The sequence below is a fragment of the Psychrobacter halotolerans genome, assembly GCF_039680845.1.
Lineage (GTDB): Bacteria > Pseudomonadota > Gammaproteobacteria > Pseudomonadales > Moraxellaceae > Psychrobacter.
Map to the genome: position 1 here is coordinate 65,449 of NZ_JBDKWD010000004.1, position 22,503 is coordinate 87,951.

General features: G+C 43.2%; 16 protein-coding genes, 1 tRNA gene and 1 pseudogene. 8 read left to right on the forward strand and 10 right to left on the reverse strand.

The annotated features are described in order from the left end of the window. Positions 1 to 23: 23 nt before the first annotated feature. The 5 genes from AAJP47_RS08660 to dinB form a co-directional block, all read right to left on the reverse strand. Positions 24 to 1,109 (reverse strand): asparaginase, encoded by a 1,086-nt coding sequence (locus AAJP47_RS08660; protein WP_346717520.1) that lies wholly within the window; start codon positions 1,107 to 1,109, stop codon positions 24 to 26. 158 nt (positions 1,110 to 1,267) lie between these two features. Then, a complete protein-coding gene (locus tag AAJP47_RS08665) occupies positions 1,268 to 3,043 on the reverse strand; it encodes a FimV/HubP family polar landmark protein (RefSeq protein WP_346717521.1) in 1,776 nt (591 codons plus the stop codon). Between the two features lie 51 nt (positions 3,044 to 3,094). Beyond that, complete coding sequence (locus tag AAJP47_RS08670) at positions 3,095 to 4,951, reverse strand: type IV pilus assembly protein FimV (RefSeq protein ID WP_346717522.1); 1,857 nt, start codon at positions 4,949 to 4,951, stop codon at positions 3,095 to 3,097. Between the two features lie 110 nt (positions 4,952 to 5,061). Continuing rightward, entirely contained in the window at positions 5,062 to 6,264 is a 1,203-nt protein-coding gene (gene queA / locus AAJP47_RS08675; protein ID WP_346717523.1) for a tRNA preQ1(34) S-adenosylmethionine ribosyltransferase-isomerase QueA, read from the reverse strand. A 175-nt stretch (positions 6,265 to 6,439) separates the two neighbouring features. Further along, on the reverse strand, positions 6,440 to 7,525 hold the full coding sequence (gene dinB, locus AAJP47_RS08680; RefSeq protein ID WP_346717524.1) for a DNA polymerase IV: 1,086 nt from the start codon (positions 7,523 to 7,525) through the stop codon (positions 6,440 to 6,442). A 488-nt stretch (positions 7,526 to 8,013) separates the two neighbouring features. Here dinB and AAJP47_RS08685 point away from each other — a divergent pair, with 488 nt between their 5' ends. The 6 genes from AAJP47_RS08685 (at position 8,014) to AAJP47_RS08710 (ending at position 14,982) form a co-directional block, all read left to right on the forward strand. Next, complete coding sequence (locus AAJP47_RS08685; protein WP_346717525.1) at positions 8,014 to 9,384, forward strand: aminotransferase-like domain-containing protein; 1,371 nt, start codon at positions 8,014 to 8,016, stop codon at positions 9,382 to 9,384. A gap of 378 nt (positions 9,385 to 9,762) precedes the next feature. After that, positions 9,763 to 11,052 (forward strand): CitMHS family transporter, encoded by a 1,290-nt coding sequence (locus tag AAJP47_RS08690; RefSeq protein ID WP_346717526.1) that lies wholly within the window; start codon positions 9,763 to 9,765, stop codon positions 11,050 to 11,052. 40 nt (positions 11,053 to 11,092) lie between these two features. Next, on the forward strand, positions 11,093 to 12,436 hold the full coding sequence (locus tag AAJP47_RS08695) for an acyclic terpene utilization AtuA family protein (protein WP_346717527.1): 1,344 nt from the start codon (positions 11,093 to 11,095) through the stop codon (positions 12,434 to 12,436). Then, positions 12,436 to 12,735, forward strand: coding sequence for an AtuA-related protein (locus tag AAJP47_RS08700; protein WP_346717528.1), 300 nt, complete (start codon positions 12,436 to 12,438; stop codon positions 12,733 to 12,735). Before AAJP47_RS08695 ends, AAJP47_RS08700 begins: the two co-directional genes overlap by 1 nt. 351 nt (positions 12,736 to 13,086) lie before the next feature. Then, entirely contained in the window at positions 13,087 to 14,406 is a 1,320-nt protein-coding gene (locus AAJP47_RS08705) for a short-chain fatty acid transporter (protein WP_346717529.1), read from the forward strand. Between the two features lie 264 nt (positions 14,407 to 14,670). Continuing rightward, positions 14,671 to 14,982, forward strand: a complete 312-nt coding sequence (locus tag AAJP47_RS08710) for a hypothetical protein (RefSeq protein WP_346717530.1) — start codon at positions 14,671 to 14,673, stop codon at positions 14,980 to 14,982. Between the two features lie 171 nt (positions 14,983 to 15,153). On the opposite strand, the pseudogene AAJP47_RS13465 reads toward AAJP47_RS08710, so the two are convergent. From AAJP47_RS13465 to AAJP47_RS08735, 5 genes and pseudogenes are all read right to left on the reverse strand, one after another. Further along, a pseudogene (locus AAJP47_RS13465) lies at positions 15,154 to 15,313 on the reverse strand (transposase); the annotation flags it as partial. A 12-nt stretch (positions 15,314 to 15,325) separates the two neighbouring features. Continuing rightward, on the reverse strand, positions 15,326 to 15,820 hold the full coding sequence (locus AAJP47_RS08720) for a transposase (protein WP_346717778.1): 495 nt from the start codon (positions 15,818 to 15,820) through the stop codon (positions 15,326 to 15,328). 426 nt (positions 15,821 to 16,246) lie between these two features. Next, positions 16,247 to 17,410, reverse strand: coding sequence for a zinc-dependent alcohol dehydrogenase (locus tag AAJP47_RS08725; RefSeq protein WP_346717532.1), 1,164 nt, complete (start codon positions 17,408 to 17,410; stop codon positions 16,247 to 16,249). 681 nt (positions 17,411 to 18,091) lie between these two features. Continuing rightward, positions 18,092 to 18,178 (reverse strand) — tRNA-Leu (locus AAJP47_RS08730). Between the two features lie 156 nt (positions 18,179 to 18,334). Then, positions 18,335 to 19,108 carry a ferredoxin--NADP reductase gene (locus AAJP47_RS08735; RefSeq protein ID WP_346717533.1) on the reverse strand — a complete coding sequence of 258 codons (774 nt, stop codon included), beginning with the start codon at positions 19,106 to 19,108 and terminating at the stop codon, positions 18,335 to 18,337. Between the two features lie 439 nt (positions 19,109 to 19,547). On the opposite strand from AAJP47_RS08735, the gene tsaA reads away from it, so the two are divergent. Next, positions 19,548 to 20,411, forward strand: coding sequence for a tRNA (N6-threonylcarbamoyladenosine(37)-N6)-methyltransferase TrmO (gene tsaA, locus AAJP47_RS08740; RefSeq protein ID WP_346717534.1), 864 nt, complete (start codon positions 19,548 to 19,550; stop codon positions 20,409 to 20,411). Between the two features lie 127 nt (positions 20,412 to 20,538). Beyond that, a complete protein-coding gene (gene tfpB / locus AAJP47_RS08745) occupies positions 20,539 to 22,326 on the forward strand; it encodes a type IV pilus assembly ATPase TfpB (RefSeq protein WP_346717535.1) in 1,788 nt (595 codons plus the stop codon). The last annotated feature ends 177 nt before the right edge of the window (positions 22,327 to 22,503 follow it).

Sequence of the window (22,503 nt, forward strand, 5' to 3'; positions counted from 1 at the left end):
AAGTGAGACAGAAGGAATGGTTTTTATCTTTTTTTAATGGTGATATCCGTTTGGCTGACATTGTTCAACCAGCGCTGTTTGCGTCTTGCTGGGCTGTCATAACGGAGTAGCAACCATAGCAGACGCGCGTAAATAGCGGGAATTGTTAAACGACCACCCGCAATGACATGATGCTCGTACTGCCAACTACCGGCCGCGTAATTATCGCTAACACCGCCAAATGGGCATTGGCTGGCACCTATCACCATATGGCCTTTTTTATAAGCAAGATCTAATGTATCTGCTAATGTTTTTGAATAAGGCACATTGCCTGCCCCAAATCCCAATAAGATAATGCCAGATGGTGGCTGTGACAATACCGCTTGTAATTGATGATTGATGGTTTCGGCGTCATTGGGCAAACAATAAATGGCTTGTACACGCACGCTCTGAGCACGTTCTTGTATCTCACCCAAGACTTTTTGCTGATCATCAAGCCAATGCTGGCGACGAGTATCTGGTAGGTTTTTTATATAACTATTGGCCGGATATGCCGCTCGAGAGTGACCAGTAAAGGCCATTAAATCATGACTGTGAATCTTTTGAACCGTTTGTGCAGGCCATGCCTCACCGCCAAAATGAATCTTGACACCAGATTCACCAGCGCCTGCCAGTCTTAAAGCTTCATTGAGATTGTCCCAAGCGTCGCTGTGCGCATCGACACAATAAGTATGCAGCTGTTCAGCGTCTAATAACGGACGCATACTGCCAGTGAGGACAATACAAATATCACTGCCTGCAAAGGCTTCTGCTAAAAACGCGCCCAAATAACTTAAGGTGTCTGTCCCAGTGATCAACACAAATTGCCTATGACCTTGCTCATAAGCTGCTAATATCAGCTGATAAAAATGCACAAAATCATTGGGTGTTAACTGACTGCTGTCTTTAATCAGTGAATTGTTCAACCATGATATTTTTGATAAATGGGTGGCGCTCTCTTGATCTGACAGCAGTTTTTGTAACACAGGTAAAAACACGTCTGCTGATAACGATGCTAAGGGTTTGCCATAACTACCAAAAGTACCACCAGCGTAAATCAGTTGAATAGGATCGGATATTGTCTTTGTCATAGTAGAGATGGCTTAGTTGTGAGGCGATAAAAGAAAATAGAGGGGATAATAATAGGGAATATGTCTGTCGAATGCAAAAAAAACAGCAAGTACTCTATGTTATACAACCAAAGAGTACCTGCTGGAGAGTACTTGCTGAATAGGAACCAACCTATTTATTATGCCGTACGCTGAAGCAGTATTTTTGCTTGGTTTTGCTGCTCGTCATTACCGCGTGCTACGACTTCATTTAATAAACGCTTGGCACTATCGTATTCACCCAATTGGATGTATTGGTTGGCTAAGTCTAGTGTCACTTGGTTGCTATCCAATGACTTTACAAAGTCAAAATCAGCTGAAAAACGTGATGAGAAGTCTTCTGCTGATTCAGCGTCGCCATCGGTCGTAACAACAGTGTTGTCTGTAACAGGCGCTACAGAAGTAGGTACTGTTGAATCTTCCAACCCAAAGTCATCACTGAATAAAGTGTCATCTGCTATTAACGTATTGTCATCCAATACCAAGGTGTCAGTTGGGGCAGTTGGGGTGACATTGGTCGTTTCAGTAAGGTCGTTTTCTAAATCATTGTCATCGAACCGTACTTCTTCAAGGTTGATGTCTTCAAAGCTGTTGCTTGTAAGATTCTCAGTTTCAAGATCTCTACTTTCAACGGGACTGTCTTCAAGGTTGTTGTCTTGAGTACCAGTGTTTTCGAAATCGTGGTCTTCGAGCACAAAATTATCAAAGTCGCTGTTATCTTCCAAACTAGCTTCTTCACTACTAGTTTTTTGAACACTAGGCTCTTCCAAACGAAGTTCTTCAGTACGAGGCGTCTCATCTTCTAACGGGGTTTCCGTGCTATCTGATGCATCAAAATCATCTAAAGATAAAACAAAGTCATCCTCATTGTCCTCAATGGAGTCAACAGTCAAGGCTTCCGGTAGCGTTTCATTAGTATTGGTTTCAGTATCCGTTACTAAATCATCAAAATCTAGAATGAACTCATCGCTTTCTAACGCTATCTCATCACGAGTGTCATCAGAACCGCTGGTAGCGACAGGGATCTCTGCTGGCGCACTACTGTCTTCAGATACGTCAAAATTAAAATCAAAGTCGCTGATATCGCTATCGGTTTCATCGCTATTAGTTTCATTGGTAGTAGGGTTATTGAGGCTTTCACTGTTTTCTGTGTCTAATGAGGTGACAGGTGTGGTACCAGTTGCCGCTGGTTGGTCGAAATCATCTTCAAAATCGCTTAGCGTCAAATCAAAGCTATCTTCTACCGCGTCGGTGCTTGAATTGGCTTGATCAAACTCACTGAGGGCGATTTCATCATGACTTGAATCATCCGATAGAGTAGGACTGTCATCTTGAGCCATTGACTGATCCGATGACGGCTTTTGGTTATTTGCTTGGTTATCAACGAACTGGCCGGTAGGTAAGTCAAAGTCAATACTTTCAAAGTTGGCATCATTTTCTACGGGTAATTCTTGCGCTGCAATTGGGCTTTGCTCTTCAAAAAACAAACCCTTTAACTGATTGGCCTGCGCAATACTTTTTGCGTCATTATGCGCTTTAATGGCATCGTAAACTTGGTTAAAGTTTTCTGGCTGATCAATAGTGGCGTAGATGCCAAGCAGCTTCAATAACAGCTGGCTATCATTCGGCTTTTCAGTGAGGCCGCGATCAAGCGTTTCAATCGCTTTGTCATAGCGCTGTTGATCTATAAAGCGCTGAGCAATCGTAATGTGATCGAATTTTTTATCAATATCCTCACGGCTGTGAGTCGCAGTATCACTATTCGTTTTAACCGCTGGTGTTACAACCGCCGCTTTCTTTTCTGTTTTGATAGCGGGTTGTACTGAGGGCTCTTGGGCTTTCTTTTTGCGCAATACTAAACCAGCTACTAACACGATAAGCACCAATCCGGCGATGATATATAGCATATTGTCCATAGTTACTCCCACGCCTATGATCATGGCATATTGCATTGATCAGTCAGGCAATTATTGATTGCGTAGTTTTTTAAGACGAGCTTGTAGCTCAGCCAGTTTTTGGTTTTGTAATTGAATTTTTTTAGTATAGCTATCAAGCGCACTACTGGTCTTTGATAATTGTTGAGCTTGCGTCGCTGTGCTTTGTCTCGATGACTTGAGCGTCGCCAATATATCTGTGCTTAGACCTTTTCCTGTTTTTGTGGCGGATTTGGTTTGCGTACCGTCTGCACTACCACTACGATCGGGCGCAAGTACAGAGAACTGCGCTTGTGGTAGTGTCTGAGTTTTGGTTACCGCCGGTGTTTCAGGCGGCTTGGACGCCTTTGCTATCTCAGAGGGTTTTTTAGAAGGGGGTTGAGCACGCTTTGTCACAGCAGGCGTACTCGCTCTGCGGCTATATTGTCTTTGCGCGTTGATTGCCGATTCTAGTTTTTTCTGTGAGGGAATAACGTCGTAACTGGGCAAGCTTAGTTTGGCATCTGCTTTTAATTGATCGGCGTCTTTATTAATGAAAGCATCTGGGTTTTGTGCTTGAATCTGCTTCATCACTATGGGGACGTCTAGATTATTTTCTTGTGCAATTTGCTGCGCAATAAGCCATAAGCTATCGTTGCGTTGTACTTGATATTGCGCAGTAGCGCTACTGGCGCTTACATCACTAGATACCGCATTATTGTCAGATACAGCCGTGCTAGTGATGGCTTCAGACGCCGTGATATTAGTAGGTATGTTGCCAGTCGAGGCAGTGGTATTAGTAGTCGTGCTAGGATCTGAGTTGGGGCTCAAAGCATTAACGGCATCAGTATCTGTCGTCGCTACAGTAGGGGAAGCTGCCACCATATTTGCCGCTTTTTCGCCACTTGGTTGTATCTGACGAGTGACTTGTATATTGAGAATATCCAACTGTTTGTCAGTAACGACTGGCGCAGGTGTCTCATTAATGATATTGCTGGCAACGTTCTTATTATTAAAGGCATTATCGTTAGAGAAATTGTCATTAGAGAAATTATCGTTAGAGAAATTGTCATTAGAGACATTATTGATAGCATTGTCAGTTACATTGCTGCCAATAGTATTTGCATCGCTCGTTCTAGCATTTGCATTGGGACGGCCATTATCCAATTGTCCATTGTCCAAACGCCCGTTATCCAAACGATTGGGGGCATAGGCAAGGTTGTCACCTTCTGATGGGGTCGCAGTCGGTGCTGTGACACTAGGGGCTTGTACAGCAGGATTCTGAATACTGGGTACTGGCACATTAGCCACTGGCAACCTAGTAGTACCTGATGCATTTGTCGATGGCTGAGACGCTGATAAATCAGACGTTGACATTAAAGGCGGCGGTGCCCCTTTTCTGACAGTCAGTGGTCTGGCGTTACTCGCGGATACGCTTGGTAAGTTCGGTTTTGCAGCGCCTGTCACAATGCTTTTGGGTGTTTTAATAGGCAGACTGTCATTTAACGGCATCAACAGTGTTTTGGGAATGACATTGCGTTGACCTTTGTCATTGATGGTCAATACTACATCTGCAAAAGGTTTGGAGACAGGCTTTGAGGTGGTAATAACGACTTGACCGCTGGTCGCAGAGGTGGGCCTGAAGCGCACCGTCATCGAGTCGGTTTGGGTGAGTCCCATTTGCTGATAAATCGCAGAATTTGCCAAACTGGCTGAAAAATCTGCTGCTCGAATATCTGTGACCACAATGCTTGCGACTAGCGGCTCATGTTGGGCTGAGGTGACCACTGTTTTACCAATCGTAGCGGCATTTGCGCTTGAGGACAGCGCGGCATAGCTTATAGAACAAAGTAATGCCATCGATATCGCGCGATGTACGGTAGTCAAGCGATGAGATAAATGACAAGACATGAGCCGCCCTTTAGGATATAAGTTATCTTTGCTGTTATAACAAAATACCGTCTAGTTTACCAGCTTATTTCACAACTGTTGTGACCAATAAAGAAATGCCTGCACAATGTTTACTCGGCTTTTTTATCAAGCAGCATGGCGTCCCCATAACTAAAGAAGCGATATTGTCTTTCAATGGCATGCTGATAAGCCTGTTCGATGGCCGCTTTACCAGAAAATGCTGAAACCAGCATTAATAAGGTCGATTTTGGTAAGTGAAAATTGGTCAGCAATCGATCTATCACGCCAAACTTAAAACCTGGGTAAATAAAGATGTCCGTGTCGCCTGACCAGCTAGAGAGCGCTTGACCATTGACCGCGGTTTTTTGATACGCCGTTTCAAGGACGCGCGTCACCGTGGTACCAACAGCAATGACTTGATTGCCGTTTGCATGGGTCTGATTAATGAGCTCGGCTGTTGCTTGTGGCAAATGCGCATATTCACTGTGCATGGTGTGATTAAGTAGGTTGTCTGTCTTGACGGGAGCAAACGTGCCTGCGCCAACATGCAGCGTAACAAACGCCGTATTTACACCTTTTGCAGCAAGTTTTTCCAGTACCGACTCATCAAAATGCAAGCTTGCAGTTGGGGCAGCCACGCTGGCAAGCTTGGCTGGATCATGAAAAACCGTCTGATAACGCGTGTTATCCGTATCATCGGCATGGCGCTCAAAGTAGGGCGGAATAGGCAGCTCACCATAGAGCTCGAGATGCGGCAAAATAGGCGCGTCGAACGCCAAAACAAATAAGTTATCCTGACGACCAATCATCACTGCCGTCATATGCCCATCAGCAAGCGCCACGCGTTGCCCAAGCTTCAGCGCCTTACTGGCCTTTACATGGCAAAGTGCGATGTGTTCTTGATTAACAGGCTCATCATTCATATCCGTTAAGTGTAACGTTAGTGCCTCAACCTCTGAGAGGTTGACCAACCGCTCGATTAATACCTCAATCTTACCGCCCGTGTCTTTTTGACCAAATAAGCGCGCTTTCATCACTTTGGTATCGTTAAACACGATCAGATCACCGGCATTTAATAAGTCGGGCAACTCAGCAAATAAACGATCCTCTACACTGGCCGTATTTTTCTGATTATCAGTGGCTAAATGTAGAAGTTTTGAGGCGGAGCGCTGTGCTAAGGGATAACGAGCAATCAGACTGTCCGGTAGCTCATAGTCATAATCATCAACACTGAGATAGTCTAAGACAGCGTTGTCTGTATCATTATCAATTTGGGTGCGAGTCGTAGAATCTAGAGGATGAGAATCAGTCATAATCAGTCTTTAAAGGAAGGTAAATTTTGGCGTCATTGTAGCAGAAATGAGATTGTGAAAGCAGCGTTTAATAGAAGGAATTGATGCACCTTGACGCTAGTTAAATCATGCAAATAGCCTAAGCAAAATATTTAAAATCTTATTAAAATCTATTCACCATTTATAATTAAAAATATCATTCAAATAAGTTTAGCTGGGGCAATACCTGCGCGGCGGGTACTAATGATGAGAAGGTAACTCCTACCAGTCGAATCGGTAGCTGACGCGGGATATCTGAGAACAACTTATCAAGCCAATAATGAGCAGATTCGGCACTATCAAAAGCAGTCGAAAGCGTGTGTGAGCGAGTGATTTGGGTAAAGTCTGCGTATTTTATTTTGAGCGTAATGGTATAAGCGATAAGCTGCTTCTTTTGTAATTGACTGAAAGCATCCTCGTTTTGCTCATAAATCTGTACTCGTAGTGCATCATCATCGTTTAAATTCTCTGTAAAAGTGGTCTCCGAACCGACAGATTTATGCGTGCGCTCAGACTTTACAGCGCGCTCGTCACGGCCATGGGCAATATCATGATAAAACTGGCCACGCTTGCCAAACTCTTGTACCAACACAGTGGCTGACATGCTTCGAAGGTCAGCACCATTATTGATTCCCATGGCATGTAGACGCTGAGCGGTAGCTTTGCCAATACCGTGAAAACGCTCGATAGGTAATGTACTGATAAAGGCTTCGGCATCTGCTGGTGTAATGACGGCGATACCGTTGGGTTTATTGATATCAGAGGCAATCTTGGCTAGCATCTTATTAAAAGATACGCCAGCAGAAGCGGTCAAACCTGTATGCGCTAAGATCTCAGCCCTGACCCAATTGGCCATTAGCGTGGCTGAACCTTGATGGACTTGCAGTCCGGTGACATCTAGATAAGCCTCATCCAATGATAATGGCTCGACATGCGGCGTTAAGCGATACATAATTTGGCGGATATCATTGCTGACTGCTCGATAAACGTCGAAGCGCGGCCGGACGAAGATCACTTCTGGACAACGTTTGCGCGCCTCATAACAAGACATGGCAGAACGCACGCCAAACTGACGCACCTCATAACTGGCGGCTGCTACAACGCCGCGACCACTTGGATCGCCGCCGACCACCAAGGGTTTGCCGCGCAGCTCAGGAAAGTCGCGCTGCTCAACACTGGCGTAAAAAGCGTCCATATCTATATGGATAATCTTACGTGGGCTTGGAGGTTTAGAGGTTGTCATAGACTTTATTCTACCTGACATAAAGCTTTGATTCAGTATCAATTATGGCCACAAGCCATATATAGTTGATTCTAAATAACATGGATATAAGAAAGAATAGAGCGGGACTGGAACCAATTTTTCTTGCTTGCTGTGCCTTCGCAGGCAAGGGCATCAAAAAATGAGTCCCATTCTCGCTGTGTCTTTTTTATATTGGATTGACTATAACTATGTATTTAAAAACAGTGCTCAAACATATATTTGGTTAAGCTAAAATTAGCACTTAATAAAATATGTACAATGATTGGTATGTAAGACTAGGGCAACGTGCTACTAAGATAAGTTTTGCTTGCTTGCTGTGCCGGCGCAGACAGAGGCTACGCAAAATTTATCTTAGTAGCATTTCATTCGTTTTATTTGGTATCAACCATATGTGATGTGGTCATTTATCACAAACCATATACTGGCAAATATTACTACATGACTGATATTCAAAACGGAGTTTACTTGTGAAGAAGTTCGAAGAAATATGTCTGTTGGTCATTGATGACATCAAATCTGGTAGAAAAAAAGTGGGGGATAAGATACCTTCCATCCGAGCGATGGCAGAAAAACACAAAGTGTCTAAAAATACCGTTGTCACAGCCTATAACGTCTTGCTTGATCAGCACTGGATCAAGGCGCTGCCTAAGTCAGGATTTTATGTGGGTGAAGATTTGTCCAATACAGCGCTGCTAAACTCGACTCCTTTTTATACGGGCATTGATCTATTGGAACAGCAAATGATCGACCAGTCCCATCATAAACCTGGTGCGGGCCGTTATCCTAAGGAGTATATGGACAAGCTAAACCTAGAGCGCTACTTAGGGCAGGCAAGTGACAGTTTTGGGAGTGAAAGCGCTGAGCTGGCACACTTCGACCGTGGTAATGGTGATCCGGCAGGCAATGTGTTACTTCGAGGATTGATTGTCGATATCTTAAGCAAACGTGCGTTAAAGGTTGATTCGCAAAACGTACTATTGACCTACGGTACTAATCATAGTTTGGATTTGATTATCAGGCAGTTTTTGTCCAAAGGCGATCATGTCATCGTAGAGTCTCCTGGCTATTACCCGCTATTTAGCAAGCTTGAGTTGCAGCATGTTGGTATCAAAGCCATTAAGCGAACTAGACTTGGTTTGGATGTGACTCATTTAGAATCCATCATTCTTCGATTCCAGCCTAAGATTTTATTTTTGCAGCCTTTTGCCCAGAACCCGACAGGGACAGACTTGACGGTTCAAAACATGGCGGATATTGAAGCATTATGCATCAAACATAACGTACTCATTGTTGAAAATGATCCGTTTTTATTAGCAAGAGACGGCGCTGCCAGTTATTTTTTCAATCAAAACTGTCCCGTTATTTATGTCAGCAGCTTTTCAAAAACAGTGTCTGCTTCAATCAGATGTGGTTTTATCGTCGCCTCTCAAGCAATGATTAAATCACTCACGCGGCTAAAGATGATCACCGTCATTAATACCTCGTCCATCATGGAAAATATTCTCAATCATCTGATCACCAGTGGCACGTTGACCAATCATCTACAAGCGCTTAAACACCTATCTGCTGAAAAATCAGCCGCTGCTATCACTGCGCTAAATAAAATCGAGGGACTCACACTTTACCCGCACAATCCTAGCGGTAATTTTTTGTGGTTTCGTATTCCTATGGATGACAAAAAAGCGGTCAATGATGCCAAAGACAACAATATTTTTATCGCGCCAGGCAATCTTTTTTTTCCATCGGATCCGGCTTATTTTGCGTTAAGAGTGAATAAGTTTTATATAGACAAAACCACGGTTAAGTTTATTAAAACTATCATATTCAATAATCGTTAGATCCTATTATTACTCGTTATTGAAAACTATCCATTCTACTTTTAATGATGTTTTAAGTGGTTTTTAGTCCAATGTTCAACACGTCCTAGAGAAAATCACTCTGTATTTTCTCAAAAGATGCTGATATTTACAGATATTTTCGTAAATGTATTCAGTCAGATATATCGCTCATTTTCCCAGCAATCGCCTGTCCTAATGCAAAAAATTATACTAAAAATGGGTACAGTTTTCTGTGAAAAAGCTACTCTGTACCCTTGGAAGCATCTGCTGCCCATGATATTTCTATTAGAGCTGACGCTACCTATTAGACTATGGATAGGCTGGCGGGTAGAAATATGACAAGGAAGAGATCAACGCTCAATCACGAGGAGAAGGAATTTGTTGGCACTATTGGGATTTTTGACCATTGCGGTATTTTTGGCCCTGATACTAACTAAGAGAGTGTCGGTAATAGTTTCACTGATTTTAGTACCGATCATTTTTGCTTTGATTGGCGGTTTTGGTAGTGAGCTTGGCACCTTTATGTTGGATGGCATTGTGAGTGTGGCGCCCACAGGCATCATGTTAGGCTTTGCGATTTTGTTTTTTGGTGTGATGAACAATGCAGGCTTGTTTGATCCATTAATTTCAAGAATCTTAAAATTGGTTAAGGGTGATCCGGTAAAAATCACCATCGGCACGGTTGTCATCGCGATGATCGCTCACTTGGATGGCTCTGGCGCTTCCACTTTTTTGATTACCATTCCTGCACTGCTACCACTTTATAACAAGCTAGGCATGAGCCGTATTGTGCTGGCTGGTATGGTCGCGCTTGGAGCTGGGACGATGAATCTAACGCCATGGGGCGGGCCGACAGCGCGCGCGGCCGCTGCATTGGATGTCAGTACCGCCCAGCTATTCAATCCTATTATTCCCGCCTTTATCGCAGGTGTGCTCTGGATTATTTTTGTGGCTTATCTGGTCGGCAAAAAAGAGCGCAAACGCTTGGGTATTCAGGAGATGGAGCACAGCTTACAAGACGAGCTGACGGAAGAAGAACGCGGTATGCGCCGTCCAAAACTGTTTTGGTTCAATTTGGTTTTAACGGTTTTGACCATTGTAGCTTTGGTGCAAGTTTGGCTGCCGTTACCGATTGTCTTTATGGTGGCGTTTGCCGTCGCTGTACTCATCAACTATCCCAAACCGAATGATCAAATGGATCAGATCAAATCGCAGTCTGTGGGTATGATTACCGTTGTTTCTATTATTTTTGCGGCGGGTATCTTTACAGGGATTCTGTCAGGTACAGGCATGATTACGGCGATGGCGACCTCTTTGGTCAATATTATTCCAGATTCAGTAGGCGGCTTTATGGGCGTCATTGTCGCTACCATCAGTATGCCGCTGAGTCTTATCTTTACACCCGATGCGTATTACTTCGGTGTGATGCCGATTTTGGCAGAAACAGGCAGTGCTTATGGACTTGATCCGGTGCAAATTGGTCAAGCGTCTATGCTTGGACAGATGACAACTGGATTTCCTTTAAGCCCGCTCACTGCCTCAACGTTTTTGTTAATTGGTTTGGCAGGGGTTGAGCTTGCTGATCATCAAAAATTCGTTTTTAAATGGGCGTTTGGTACCACCATCGTCATGACCATCGTGGCTGTGATCACAGGTGTCATTATATAAATAGAAACGTCATATAAATAGAAAAATAGGGAAGTATGTTATGAAATCTATCAAAATCGGCTCGGGTGCAGGGTATTCAGATGACCGATTAGAGCCCGCCCTTGATATCATGCGACATGGAGAGGTCGACTATATTGTTTTTGAATGTCTGGCAGAACGAACGATTGCTATCGCGCAGCAGCGAAAAATGAAAAACTCGCAGCATGGCTATGATAGCTTGCTTGAATACCGTATGGAGCAAGTGTTACCGCTTTGCGCTGAAAAGAGAGTCAAAATTGTCACCAATATGGGGGCAGCCAATCCGAAAGCTGCTGCTGAAATGATCAAACAAATGGCTGAAAATCAAGGTTTGCATAACCTCAAAATAGCAGCCGTCACAGGTGATGATGTGTTCTCAGAAATCGGCCGCTATCAGAATCAGACGCTGCTAGAGAACGACAAACAGATCAAAGACCTTGGTTCATCAATCGTTTCTGCCAATGCGTATATCGGCGCGGCAGGTATTGTACGAGCACTAGAAGCAGGTGCAGATATCGTCATCACTGGTCGCGCCGCTGACCCCTCATTATTTCTAGGCCCTATGATTTATGAGTTTGGTTGGTCGTTTGAAGACGCTGAGCTCTTAGGTAAAGGCACGATAGGCGGCCATTTGATGGAATGCGGTGCGCAAATCACAGGTGGGTATTTTGCAGACCCCGGCTATAAAGACGTGCCGGAGCTTTGGAACGTAGGCTTCCCCATTATGGAAGTCGACGAACAAGGCGATTATCACATTACCAAATTGGCAGATGCTGGTGGTTTGGTGTCGTCAGCCACCGTAAAAGAACAGTTGCTATATGAGATCCATGACCCTGCCAATTATCTCACGCCTGATGTGATTGCTGACTTTTCTTATGTCCAAGTCGAAGAAGTGGCAAGCGATGTCGTCAAGGTATGTGGCGGCTCTGGCAAACCAAAGACGGGCTTGCTAAAAACCAGCATCGGCTACAAAGACGGTTATATCGCGGAAGCAGAAATCAGCTATGGCGGTGCAGGCTCAGTGGCAAGAGCGCAATTGGCCAAAACCATTATCGAAAAAAGACTGGCTGCCCAAAGTATTGAGCCAATTGAGATGCGTTATGATTTTATTGGTCTCAACTCTTTATACAGCAATGCGTTCCTCGATACACAAGAGGTGCCAGAAGCAAGGCTTCGGGTTGCCGCACGAACAGACGACGAGGCAGTCGCTAACGCCATTGTGCGAGAAGTCATGTCTCTTTACACCAATGGGCCAGCAGGGGGCGGCGGTATTCGCTCGAATATCAAGGAAATTGTCTCTATAGGTTCCATTTTGATTCCGGAAGCAGACACAGATATTAACGTTTCATATTGGGAGGTAACCTAATGAAATTACGCGACATAGCCCATTCCCGAACTGGTGACAAAGGCAATATATCCAATATCTCGCTAATCGCTTTTAAAGCAGAAGATTACGAGTTGATTAAGCAAAAAGTGACAGAAGCGACTGTAAAAGAATGGTTTAAAGACATCGTACAAGGCGACGTTGTCCGGTATGAGTTGGCAAACCTTAACGCCTTTAATTTTGTCATGTATGGGGCACTAGGCGGCGGTGTGACCAAGTCATTAGCACAAGATATGCATGGCAAAAGCCTAAGCTCTAAATTATTGGATTTAGAGATATAGATAAAAACTGGTAAAAATAAGAATTGTTTTTTGATATAGTCGATACTCAATAAAATCGATACATGACATTATAGGGCGCGGCTGATACAAATTTTTCTTGCTGGCTGCGGCGTGGCTGACAGAGGTGGCAAAACATTCATCCCAGACGCGCTGACTCTTTTTATAGTGATCTTACTATAAGCAATCCACATGAGTCTTTAAAGAGAGTGCCTTTATTTAAAGGTACTCTTTTTTGTTGAACATCGATTAATATATACTCTTCGATATCTCGACCTTTATTGATTATAGGTCATTTATCAGTTATCTAACGCATAATGATGCTCAAGATTTGACTAAAAAGGGAATAAGAAAATGAAAGGGATTACACGTTTTTCAAATAGTTTGATGGAAAAGTATCTGCCAGATCCGTTTTTGTTCGTCATTATCTTAACCGTGGTGATTTTCGTTCTCGGTTTGGGATTGACCGACTCTTCACCAGTACAAATGGTTGCCTATTGGGGAGAAGGGTTTTGGGCGCTACTGGCGTTCTCTATGCAAATGGTGCTGGTGCTAGTAACGGGCTTTGTACTCGCAAGCAGTCCGATATTTAAAAAGGGACTTGGTAAACTTGCAAGCTTTGCCAATTCGCCTAGCAGCGCCATTATTTCAGTGACCTTGGTATCACTGGCAGCCAGTTGGATAAACTGGGGATTTGGTTTGGTGATTGGGGCACTATTTGCCAAGGAGCTGGCGAAGCGGGTTGAAAACGTTGATTATCGCTTGCTGATTGCCAGTGCGTATTCTGGATTCATTATTTGGCATGCAGGTTTTTCAGGCTCCATTCCTTTGTCAATTGCGACAGAGGGGCATCCATTCGCTGATAAGATCGGTATTATTCCAACGAGTGCCACTATCTTTGCCACTTATAACTTAATCATCGTGGTTGCGTTGGTCATTATTGTCCCTGTATTAAACCGTCTAATGATGCCAAAAGCAGAAGACACGGTGACCGTCGATCCCAAGCTTTTGGTTGATCCTATCGCTGAGGAAGTGCCAGAAAAATCTGACATGACGCCAGCAGAGCGGTTAGAGAATAGCTGGACATTATCGATGGTCATCGGCCTGATGGGCATTGCTTTTATTGTTTATTATTTTGTCCAGAATGGCTTTGCGTTGACACTCGATTTGGTTAACTTTATGTTCTTGTTCCTTGGTATTATATTTCATGGAACACCTCGTAAGTATTTGATAGCGGTGCAAGAGGCCGTCAAAGGAGCGGGCGCTATCATTGTACAGTTTCCGTTTTATGCAGGCATTATGGGCATGATGACCGCGTCTGGTTTGGCGGCTATTATGTCAGAGGCATTCGTTAGTGTGTCGACAGCAGACACCTTACCGCTTTTTGCTTTTTTAAGCGCCGGACTGGTTAACTTCTTTGTTCCCTCAGGTGGCGGACAATGGGCGGTACAAGCGCCGATTATGCTAGAAGCGGCAGACATGCTTGGTAGTGATCCAGCAAGAGTAGCGATGGCTGTGGCGTGGGGGGACGCGTGGACCAATATGATTCAGCCGTTTTGGGCATTGCCAGCGCTCGCCATCGCAGGACTGAAAGCCAAAGACATCATGGGTTTTTGTGTCATTGTTTTATTCGTCAGTGGCGTTGTGATTGGGCTGGGCTTGTTGTTCTTATAAATAGAAATTAAAGGGCGAAGCCTTGCCTTTATAGGTGAGGCTTTTTTTTGCAAGATAGAAATGAAAGTAAGAGTTCAAGCAAGTTGTAAAAGTAAATTTTTATCAATAAAACAGTAATAAAGAAGATTACTGTCAATTTTACTGTTAAAAATATCAGTTCGAGATAAAAGTATTTACATATTCAAAGACAACAAAAAATCCCCAACCCTTATGACGTATGGGCTAATTGGACTTGCTTATACTACTGCTTGCTTGTACTACTATATGGTACCAGTAAAAGATACAGACTTAGCACAAGATATAGTTTCACCGCCACCGACGAACCAGAACCTAAATAGTGACAGCGGAAATACAGATGGTCATAATAACAAGTGGGCATGGGGTATAGCTGCAAGTGCTTTTTTTCTAGGAGCTATTGGGGTAATAGCATGGGGTATAGCAGTAGTATTTTCTTTTATAGATTATAAAAAGTTTAAAGAAAAAGATATAGAAATATCGCCAAAATGGATGGTTTTTATACCCATCTTCTCTGCACACGACAAAAAAATCATCCCCAACCGATTTTCATGGGTTTAGGGGTTAAAAAACTAACTAACTGTCGAAATACAGTCTTATCATTGTTAAAAAACACCAAACGAAGGCCCTCAATCAACAAATCTAGGCCAAGCGCAAACATACTAGCTTGAGGGCGAGAGTTTGACTTCAACTTGCGTTTTAACGGCTTATCTTTCTCTTTATAAATACCGACATGATAAGCCCAACAAAATGCTAAGGCATTAACTGCGACTAATTTACTGACCCGATCAAGATAGGTTAAGTAGGTATCTTCAAGGTTAAAGCCACGGCCTTTTAAGCAAGCAAATAAATTCTCAATTTCCCAACGCTTAGCATAGCTCGTCATCGCATCCACTGTTTCTAGTTAATTGGTCGCGACAATCACTAAACCGTGGTCTTTATCACGCTTGGCAAATACTCGAAATAAACAAAAATCGACAGTCAGTATCCACCCATGTCGATATGTTTCTTGATGGCTAACATAGCGCAATAATTCTTTAATCTGTACCAAATTGCCATGATTATTTCTCACTTTACTGTTCTTCTTAATACGTATGGCAAAGGGTATGTGATTATGCGTGAGCCAGTTAAACCATTTTTCGCCAACAAACTCTCTGTCTGCTAGTATCATCTCAAGGTTATCTTTGCCAAATTGTTTGATAAACCGCTCAATAAGTTCACAGCGTTCAAGATGGTTTGTATCACCTCGCTTATCTAGCGTTTGCCAGTATAAGGGAATGGCTATACCTTTATATACCACCCCTAGCATAAAGATGTTGAGGTTTCTTTTACCCCATTTCCAGTTGGTACGGTCAATGGTTAAGGTGACTTTGCCTAGCCCAAATGGTCGATATATCATCAAAGCCAGTTGATCGTAGTCAATCCTCGCTTCGGCGATAAATCGTTGTAGTCTGCGATAGTGACTGTCGGTCTTGCCACCATTAGGGATGTGTCTTGCTATTTTTTTTAAGATTACTGCTTTGAGCAGTAATCAGGGCGAGTATCATTAGGCTCAAACAAGTGATTCTTGCCTTGTTCATGCTCAGGTTTTGGCTTAAAGTTGCATTAAGTCTGTTAAGGTTTGGCATGGTCTAATTCGTCATAAAAATTACTATTATGCCTTTGCTTTAACAGACTTTTTTGTTTTTTTTGTCGTGTGTAGAGAAGAATAAGTTAAAGATTTTTTTACTAGCTGCTTTAGCGATAATCATTATCTAAGATAATCTCGTTAAAGCAGCCATGACTTAACTCTTAAATATTAAAAGTTAAGGGTAAATTTGAAAAATTAAGGAGTTAAAATGACTTTACGACATTCTTCTTCACGCTTTTCGAAAATTTCATAACCTTTAGCAGCGTCAGACAAATTCATACGGTGAGTAATAATAGCTTCAGGTGATAAATCACCATTTTCAATATATTCTAATAATTGCGGTAAATACTTGTGTACATGGGTTTGGCCCATTTTGAAAGTAAGCCCTTTATCAAAAGCGTCACCAAATAAGAAACCGTGAATGGGTCCTGCATACACACCAGGAACACTAACGACCCCGCCACGACGCACAGCTGCAATACATTGACGTAAAGCTGCACCACTTGACCCTTCAATTTTCAAATTGGTCATTATTGTTTCTAGCATACTGCCTTTGGCTTCAAAGCCAATCGCATCAATAACGCCATCAACGCCGCGATGTCCTTTGGTCTGTTCAATGATGAATTCAGCAGCATCTACCTTATCGAAATTAACCGGAATAGCCCCGTACGTATCTTTGGCATACTGCAAACGGTAGTCATTATGATCTACCACGAAGATCTGCTCAGCGCCTAACATTTTGGCACAGGCTGCTGATAATAACCCCACAGGCCCCGCACCATAAATAGCTACGGTTGAACCTTTAGTAATATTGGCATTAGTCACGGCCTGCCAAGCAGTCGGTAAAATATCTGATAAAAATAAAACCTTCTCGTCTGAGAGTGAGCCAGGTACTTTGAACGGACCAAAATTACCTTTAGGAACCCGTACAAATTCTGCTTGTCCACCAGGAATCCCACCATATAAATGGCTAAAACCAAATAAAGCAGCCGGTGGCGGAATTATTTTTTTATTAATAGCAGCGCCTGGGCCTGTATTTGTAGTCTCACAAGCAGACATTAGGTCATGCTGACAGAAAAAGCAGTTACCACATGCGATAACAAAAGGAATAACAACTCTGTCGCCTTTCTTAACAGCAGTGACTTCAGAGCCTACTTCTTCAACCACACCCATAAACTCATGACCGAAAATATCGCCTTCCTCGGTTGCAGGCATTTTGCCACGATACAAGTGTAAATCTGAGCCACAAATTGCAGTCGCAGTCACACGTAAAATAACATCATCTTTTTCTTGCAGTTTAGGGTCTGGGACATTGTCCACTCGCACATCTTTAGCACCGTGGTAGGTTAGAGCACGCATAATTTCTCCAATTAAGTAAAGATTGCAAAAGCTAGATAAACAATAAGCTGTGATAATACAAGATAAAAAATTATTAGAATCAGTGGTTTATGTTATCTAAGTTACGTATTATTCAATTATATTAGCACCTTGAAAATCGAGATTTATAATTAACGTGTGTTAAAAAGGTTGCGTGTTGTAAGTAAAAAGCGTAGTCGTGTAAACTAAGATGAGAGGGAAAACTATGTTGGGATATGGATGATTTAATTGCATTTATGAAGTGAATGTACATGTTGCCAATTCTATTGAAATAAATATTAAGGCAAATTACTAATTATTAGAAACAGTGTTAGTTTCTAAAAAATAAGTATAAAAAAGCCCTAGTCTTTATGATTAGGGTTTTTTTTATATATTGTGCCATTAGGTCTGACCATGAGATACAGCATAGGGTGGTTTTTGACAGAGACTAGGTATTCTTTGTCATCGGCTTTATGACTACTGATACTGCGGTCGGAGCTAATAGGCTTGCGAGCTTCCATGACTGATACCCCAATGTACATTTAAAAACCAGTGTACATAGTAGTGTACATCAGATGCATGGATTAGGATAGATAACACAGGACAGTATAAGACGCCAGATACAACAAAGCCCCTGATATCAGGGGCTTTAGCTATTCTATAAGATAGTATAGAACTATGTATTGGTACCAGTGGTCGGACTCGAACCGACACGCTTTTAAAGGCAACGGATTTTGAATCCGTCATGTCTACCAATTCCATCACACTGGCATGTTAGAAGATAATATCTATTATTGATTAGCCATAATAGTTCTTATCGAATTGGGCTACAGGGTTAACTCTGTATAGGCTGCGTATTATAGCAGCCTATTTTTAGCCGTCAAGAATTATTTTAAATTATTTACAATTAAGTCTTTTAAATACTCATTATCCAACAAACGCACGCTCAACAGCATAGTCCGCTTGTACACCCATACGCGGTGACACGGTCAAACCAAAGTCGTCCAAAATCGCTGAGACATCTGCGTTAAACGGCATACTGCCACATATCAAGACACGGTCATCGTCTTTGTTGATTGGCGGCAATCCAATGTCTTCAAAAAGCTTGCCTGACGTCATCAAATCGGTCACACGGCCTTGGTTTCTAAATTCTTCACGAGTCACCGTTGGATAGTAGATGAATTTTTCGCGATACCATTCGCCAAAGATCTCATCATTAGGCAGCTCGTTTTCGAACATGTCGCGATACGCCAAGTCTTCTGCGTGACGTACACCATGAACCAAAATGATTTTCTCAAACCGCTCATAAACTTCAGGGTCACGCGCCAATGCCAAAAATGGCGCCATACCAGTCCCTGTTGAGAGCATGTATAAGTGTTTGCCTGGGAGCAGATCGTCTAGTACCAGCGTACCTGTCGGCTTTTTGCTGACCAATAACTCATCGCCCACTTTGATGTGCTGCAAACGCGACGTCAATGGACCATCTGGAACTTTGATAGAAAAGAACTCTAAATGATCTTCATAGTTCGGGCTAGCAATTGAGTAAGCGCGTAACAGCGGCCTGCCATCAACAACGATGCCAATCATCGCAAACTCGCCATTGCGAAAACGTAAGCCGTCATCACGAGTGGTTTTGATGCTAAATAGAGAGTCATTCCAATGATGAACCTCTGTGACCGTTTCGGTGCGAAGTTTTGACATAAAGTCCTCGTCAATAAGTTGCTATCTTTGTCGTTAAATTTAGATGAGTATTAAATAAAGGTTTTCAATGTTAGATTACAGCGTATAAAGAAGTCTCTGAACCGTGATAAGTGTCTACAGAGCTGTCTTGCAAACATTAATTTTGTGAGCGTTCGATGATACCATGAATTTACTGACCAAAAATCTGAGCGCTATTCTAACATTTTATGGAATGTTGTCAGTATGTAGAGAGGGCTTGAAGGTCTATAAAAACGTACCATAGCGTACGATATGAAAAGGCTGGCATCGAATTGCTTGCTCATCATACCAAACTTTAAAATAAAAATCCGTCCAGCAGCAGTGATGCAGCATGATAAAATGGAATATCGTTAGCGAGTAATTTTGTAAGATTGGGCAGATGGGTTTGATAAAAGCATCTTGTCATTGATGGAGTGGGTCTATGGGTTATGACAATAGGTGTCGTGACAACGCGTCTCAAAAGGAGGAGCACCGTGCGCCAATCATTGGTTATCACCGTGCGCCGTTGACGCAAAAATTCGGTGCGCCAAGGCAGCCCAATTTGGTCGCAGTGACCAGTATCATCGAGATGTCATCGCCTTACGATACGCCAGCGGCTTTTATTGGTTTAGAGGCATTCAGTCACATTTGGGTCAGTTGGCAATTTCATCACAACTATATCGACAAGGACAATAGGCTTAATAAAACAGACAGCGGTTTTCGTCCGCAAGTACGACCACCAAGATTGGGCGGCAACCAAAAAATAGGGGTGTTTGCCAGTCGCAGTATGTATCGACCGTCAGCGCTGGGACTGTCTGTCGTCAAGCTTGAGCGTATTGAGATCATAGAAGGTCGCGCGTTATTGGTTATTAGTGGGGCAGACATGATAGATGCCACACCGATTATCGATATCAAGCCTTATATCGCTTATAGTGATGCTATTACCTATGCAGAGAGTGGCTTTGCCCCAGCTGCGCCTGTGTCGTTAGACGTAACCCTCACCGAGTCCGCTTCTCAGCAATTTATCAATCTGGTTAATCGAGGGCAAGTGAATAAAAGTATTACTGAAGCGACTGATACAAAATCTGTTACGATCTCTGCTCGTCTTCAGCAAATACAAAGCCAATTACTCGCCTCTGATATCGATACGATTAAAGCGCTTATCGCGCAAGACCCGCGCCCCGCTTATCGCCGTGATGACACAAAAACGTCGTTTGTGATGCGTTATAAGTCTATCGATGTGACCTTTCGGTTGGTCGAATCAAGGAGTTTACAAATAACCGATATGGTAGAGGTGAGGGGGTAGCGTGCCAAAAACGCCTCATCGCGCTTATTGCTTAGTCCTTTATTAGTAATAGAGTAATTGTTTATAAGGCTTTACACTAAAATCCATTTCTACATGAATTCGTTGCCAATAATAAAAGAAGCAAAATATGTCTGTACAGAACTATTCAATCGTGATTGATTTGCGTTGGTGCCTAGATGAATTGTTGGCAGACAAAGTAATCGATCAGCGTGGTTACAATCTTGTCATTACCAGTCGTCGTGATAAGGCGCAGCATCCACTATTGACCATCAGCGAGTTTGGTTTACCAAATGGCCATGCTCTTGATCAAAACGCTGAAACCAAATTGACGCTTACATGGCTGAACCAGTGGCTGGCAAGTAAAGCAGGGGTGTCACTGATTCGTATTGATCCTCTGAAAGTCGATGTCCCAGCCGTAACGCAACTGATGTCCTTTGAGTATGCACGCTCGCAACATATTTTACCGATTGAAGTAAAACTTGATGAAGTGATCATCGGTACAGATCAGCCGTTTTATACGGATTGGCAGGCGAGTATCGAAAAGCTGATAAAATCTAGAAGCTACCGCACAGTTTATATCAGTCCTGATCAGATTAGTCGTTACCGGCGGGAATTTTATCAAGTCACGCAAGCGATAGCAGGTGCGAATAGTGTCCATAAACGAGCAGCGGCAGATGTGACCAATGTCGAGGCATTATTGCAACTGGGTGATAACACCAACCCCGATGCCAATGACCAGCACATTGTCAGAGTCGTCGACTGGCTATTACAATATGCTTTTGAGCAGCGTGCCAGTGATATTCATCTAGAGCCGCGTCGTGAGACAGGTAAAGTGCGATTTCGTATTGATGGCGTGCTCCACACCGTTTATGAGATGCCGCTGGCCATTATAGTGGCCGTGACGGCACGTATCAAAATCCTAGGGCGGCTCAATGTTGCCGAAAAACGCAAACCGCAAGATGGCCGCCTAAAAACGCGTACACCAAAGGGATTAGAGACTGAACTGCGACTGTCTACCATGCCGACGGCTTTTGGTGAGAAATTAGTCATGCGGGTATTTGATCCTGAAGTACTGGTGCGCTCGTTTGCTCAACTTGGTTTGTCTGGCAAGCAGCTTGAAACGTGGCATGAATTGACCGCGCATCCCAATGGCATTATTCTCGTTACAGGTCCGACAGGCTCAGGGAAAACCACTACTTTATATAGTACGCTTAAACAACTGGCCACTGAGCAGGTCAATGTCTGTACGATTGAAGACCCTATTGAGATGATAGAGCCTGCTTTTAATCAAATGCAAGTCAATGCGGGCGTCGATCTATACTTTGCTGACGGTATTCGCTCATTAATGCGTCAAGATCCTGATATCATTATGGTGGGTGAGATTCGCGACGCTGAAACAGCAAATATGGCCGTACAAGCTTCATTGACAGGGCATTTGGTACTTTCAACGCTGCATACCAATGACGCGCCGAGCTCCTTAACGCGTTTGCATGATTTGGGTATTCAGCCATTTTTAACGTCAGCGACTATATTGGGCGTAATGGCACAGCGCTTATTACGGACACTCTGTCCGCATTGTAAACAAGCCATTGAGGTCACGCCAGAGAGTGAGATTGCCATTCAGTGGCAAGAGCTGGTGCAGCCTTGGCGTGCTACGTTGCCTACTCAAATTTATACGGCTCAAGGCTGTGAACACTGTCGTCATACTGGTTATCAAGGCCGTGTTGGCTTATATGAGATCATGCCATTGTCCAATGAGTTAAAAAAATTGGTGGCTGCTGATGCAAGTTTAGACGTGCTCAAACAGCAAGCGTACCGAGAAGGGGTGCAACCGCTGCGTTTGTCTGGCGCAAAACGTATTAGCGAAGGAATCACCACCATAGAAGAGGTGATGCGCGTTGTGCCACTGCACTGATCATTATTGCACTGATTATCATTATGAAAGGCGGTATAAACTAGTCAACCAAGTTCACGTGGTCTCGCAACAAAAGCGATCAATACTAGCGACCCGTGGTAAGTAAAATCGAACGCCATTCTACTAGTGTACTGTTAAACCCTACTTGAAAACAGCCTTCTTTAGAGCAATAAATAC

What these genes read in the sequence shown, in the direction of transcription:
- AAJP47_RS08695 (WP_346717527.1), top strand. Translation starts at nt 11,093, where the DNA reads ATGAAATCTATCAAAATCGGCTCGGGTGCAGGGTATTCAGATGACCGA.
- AAJP47_RS08665 (WP_346717521.1), bottom strand. Translation starts at nt 3,043, where the DNA reads ATGGACAATATGCTATATATCATCGCCGGATTGGTGCTTATCGTGTTA.
- AAJP47_RS08725 (WP_346717532.1), bottom strand. Translation starts at nt 17,410, where the DNA reads ATGCGTGCTCTAACCTACCACGGTGCTAAAGATGTGCGAGTGGACAAT.
- AAJP47_RS08720 (WP_346717778.1), bottom strand. Translation starts at nt 15,820, where the DNA reads ATGATATATCGACCATTTGGGCTAGGCAAAGTCACCTTAACCATTGAC.
- AAJP47_RS08710 (WP_346717530.1), top strand. Translation starts at nt 14,671, where the DNA reads ATGGTACCAGTAAAAGATACAGACTTAGCACAAGATATAGTTTCACCG.
- tsaA (WP_346717534.1), top strand. Translation starts at nt 19,548, where the DNA reads ATGGGTTATGACAATAGGTGTCGTGACAACGCGTCTCAAAAGGAGGAG.
- queA (WP_346717523.1), bottom strand. Translation starts at nt 6,264, where the DNA reads ATGACTGATTCTCATCCTCTAGATTCTACGACTCGCACCCAAATTGAT.
- AAJP47_RS08705 (WP_346717529.1), top strand. Translation starts at nt 13,087, where the DNA reads ATGAAAGGGATTACACGTTTTTCAAATAGTTTGATGGAAAAGTATCTG.
- dinB (WP_346717524.1), bottom strand. Translation starts at nt 7,525, where the DNA reads ATGACAACCTCTAAACCTCCAAGCCCACGTAAGATTATCCATATAGAT.
- AAJP47_RS08700 (WP_346717528.1), top strand. Translation starts at nt 12,436, where the DNA reads ATGAAATTACGCGACATAGCCCATTCCCGAACTGGTGACAAAGGCAAT.
- AAJP47_RS08670 (WP_346717522.1), bottom strand. Translation starts at nt 4,951, where the DNA reads ATGTCTTGTCATTTATCTCATCGCTTGACTACCGTACATCGCGCGATA.
- AAJP47_RS08660 (WP_346717520.1), bottom strand. Translation starts at nt 1,109, where the DNA reads ATGACAAAGACAATATCCGATCCTATTCAACTGATTTACGCTGGTGGT.
- AAJP47_RS08735 (WP_346717533.1), bottom strand. Translation starts at nt 19,108, where the DNA reads ATGTCAAAACTTCGCACCGAAACGGTCACAGAGGTTCATCATTGGAAT.
- tfpB (WP_346717535.1), top strand. Translation starts at nt 20,539, where the DNA reads ATGTCTGTACAGAACTATTCAATCGTGATTGATTTGCGTTGGTGCCTA.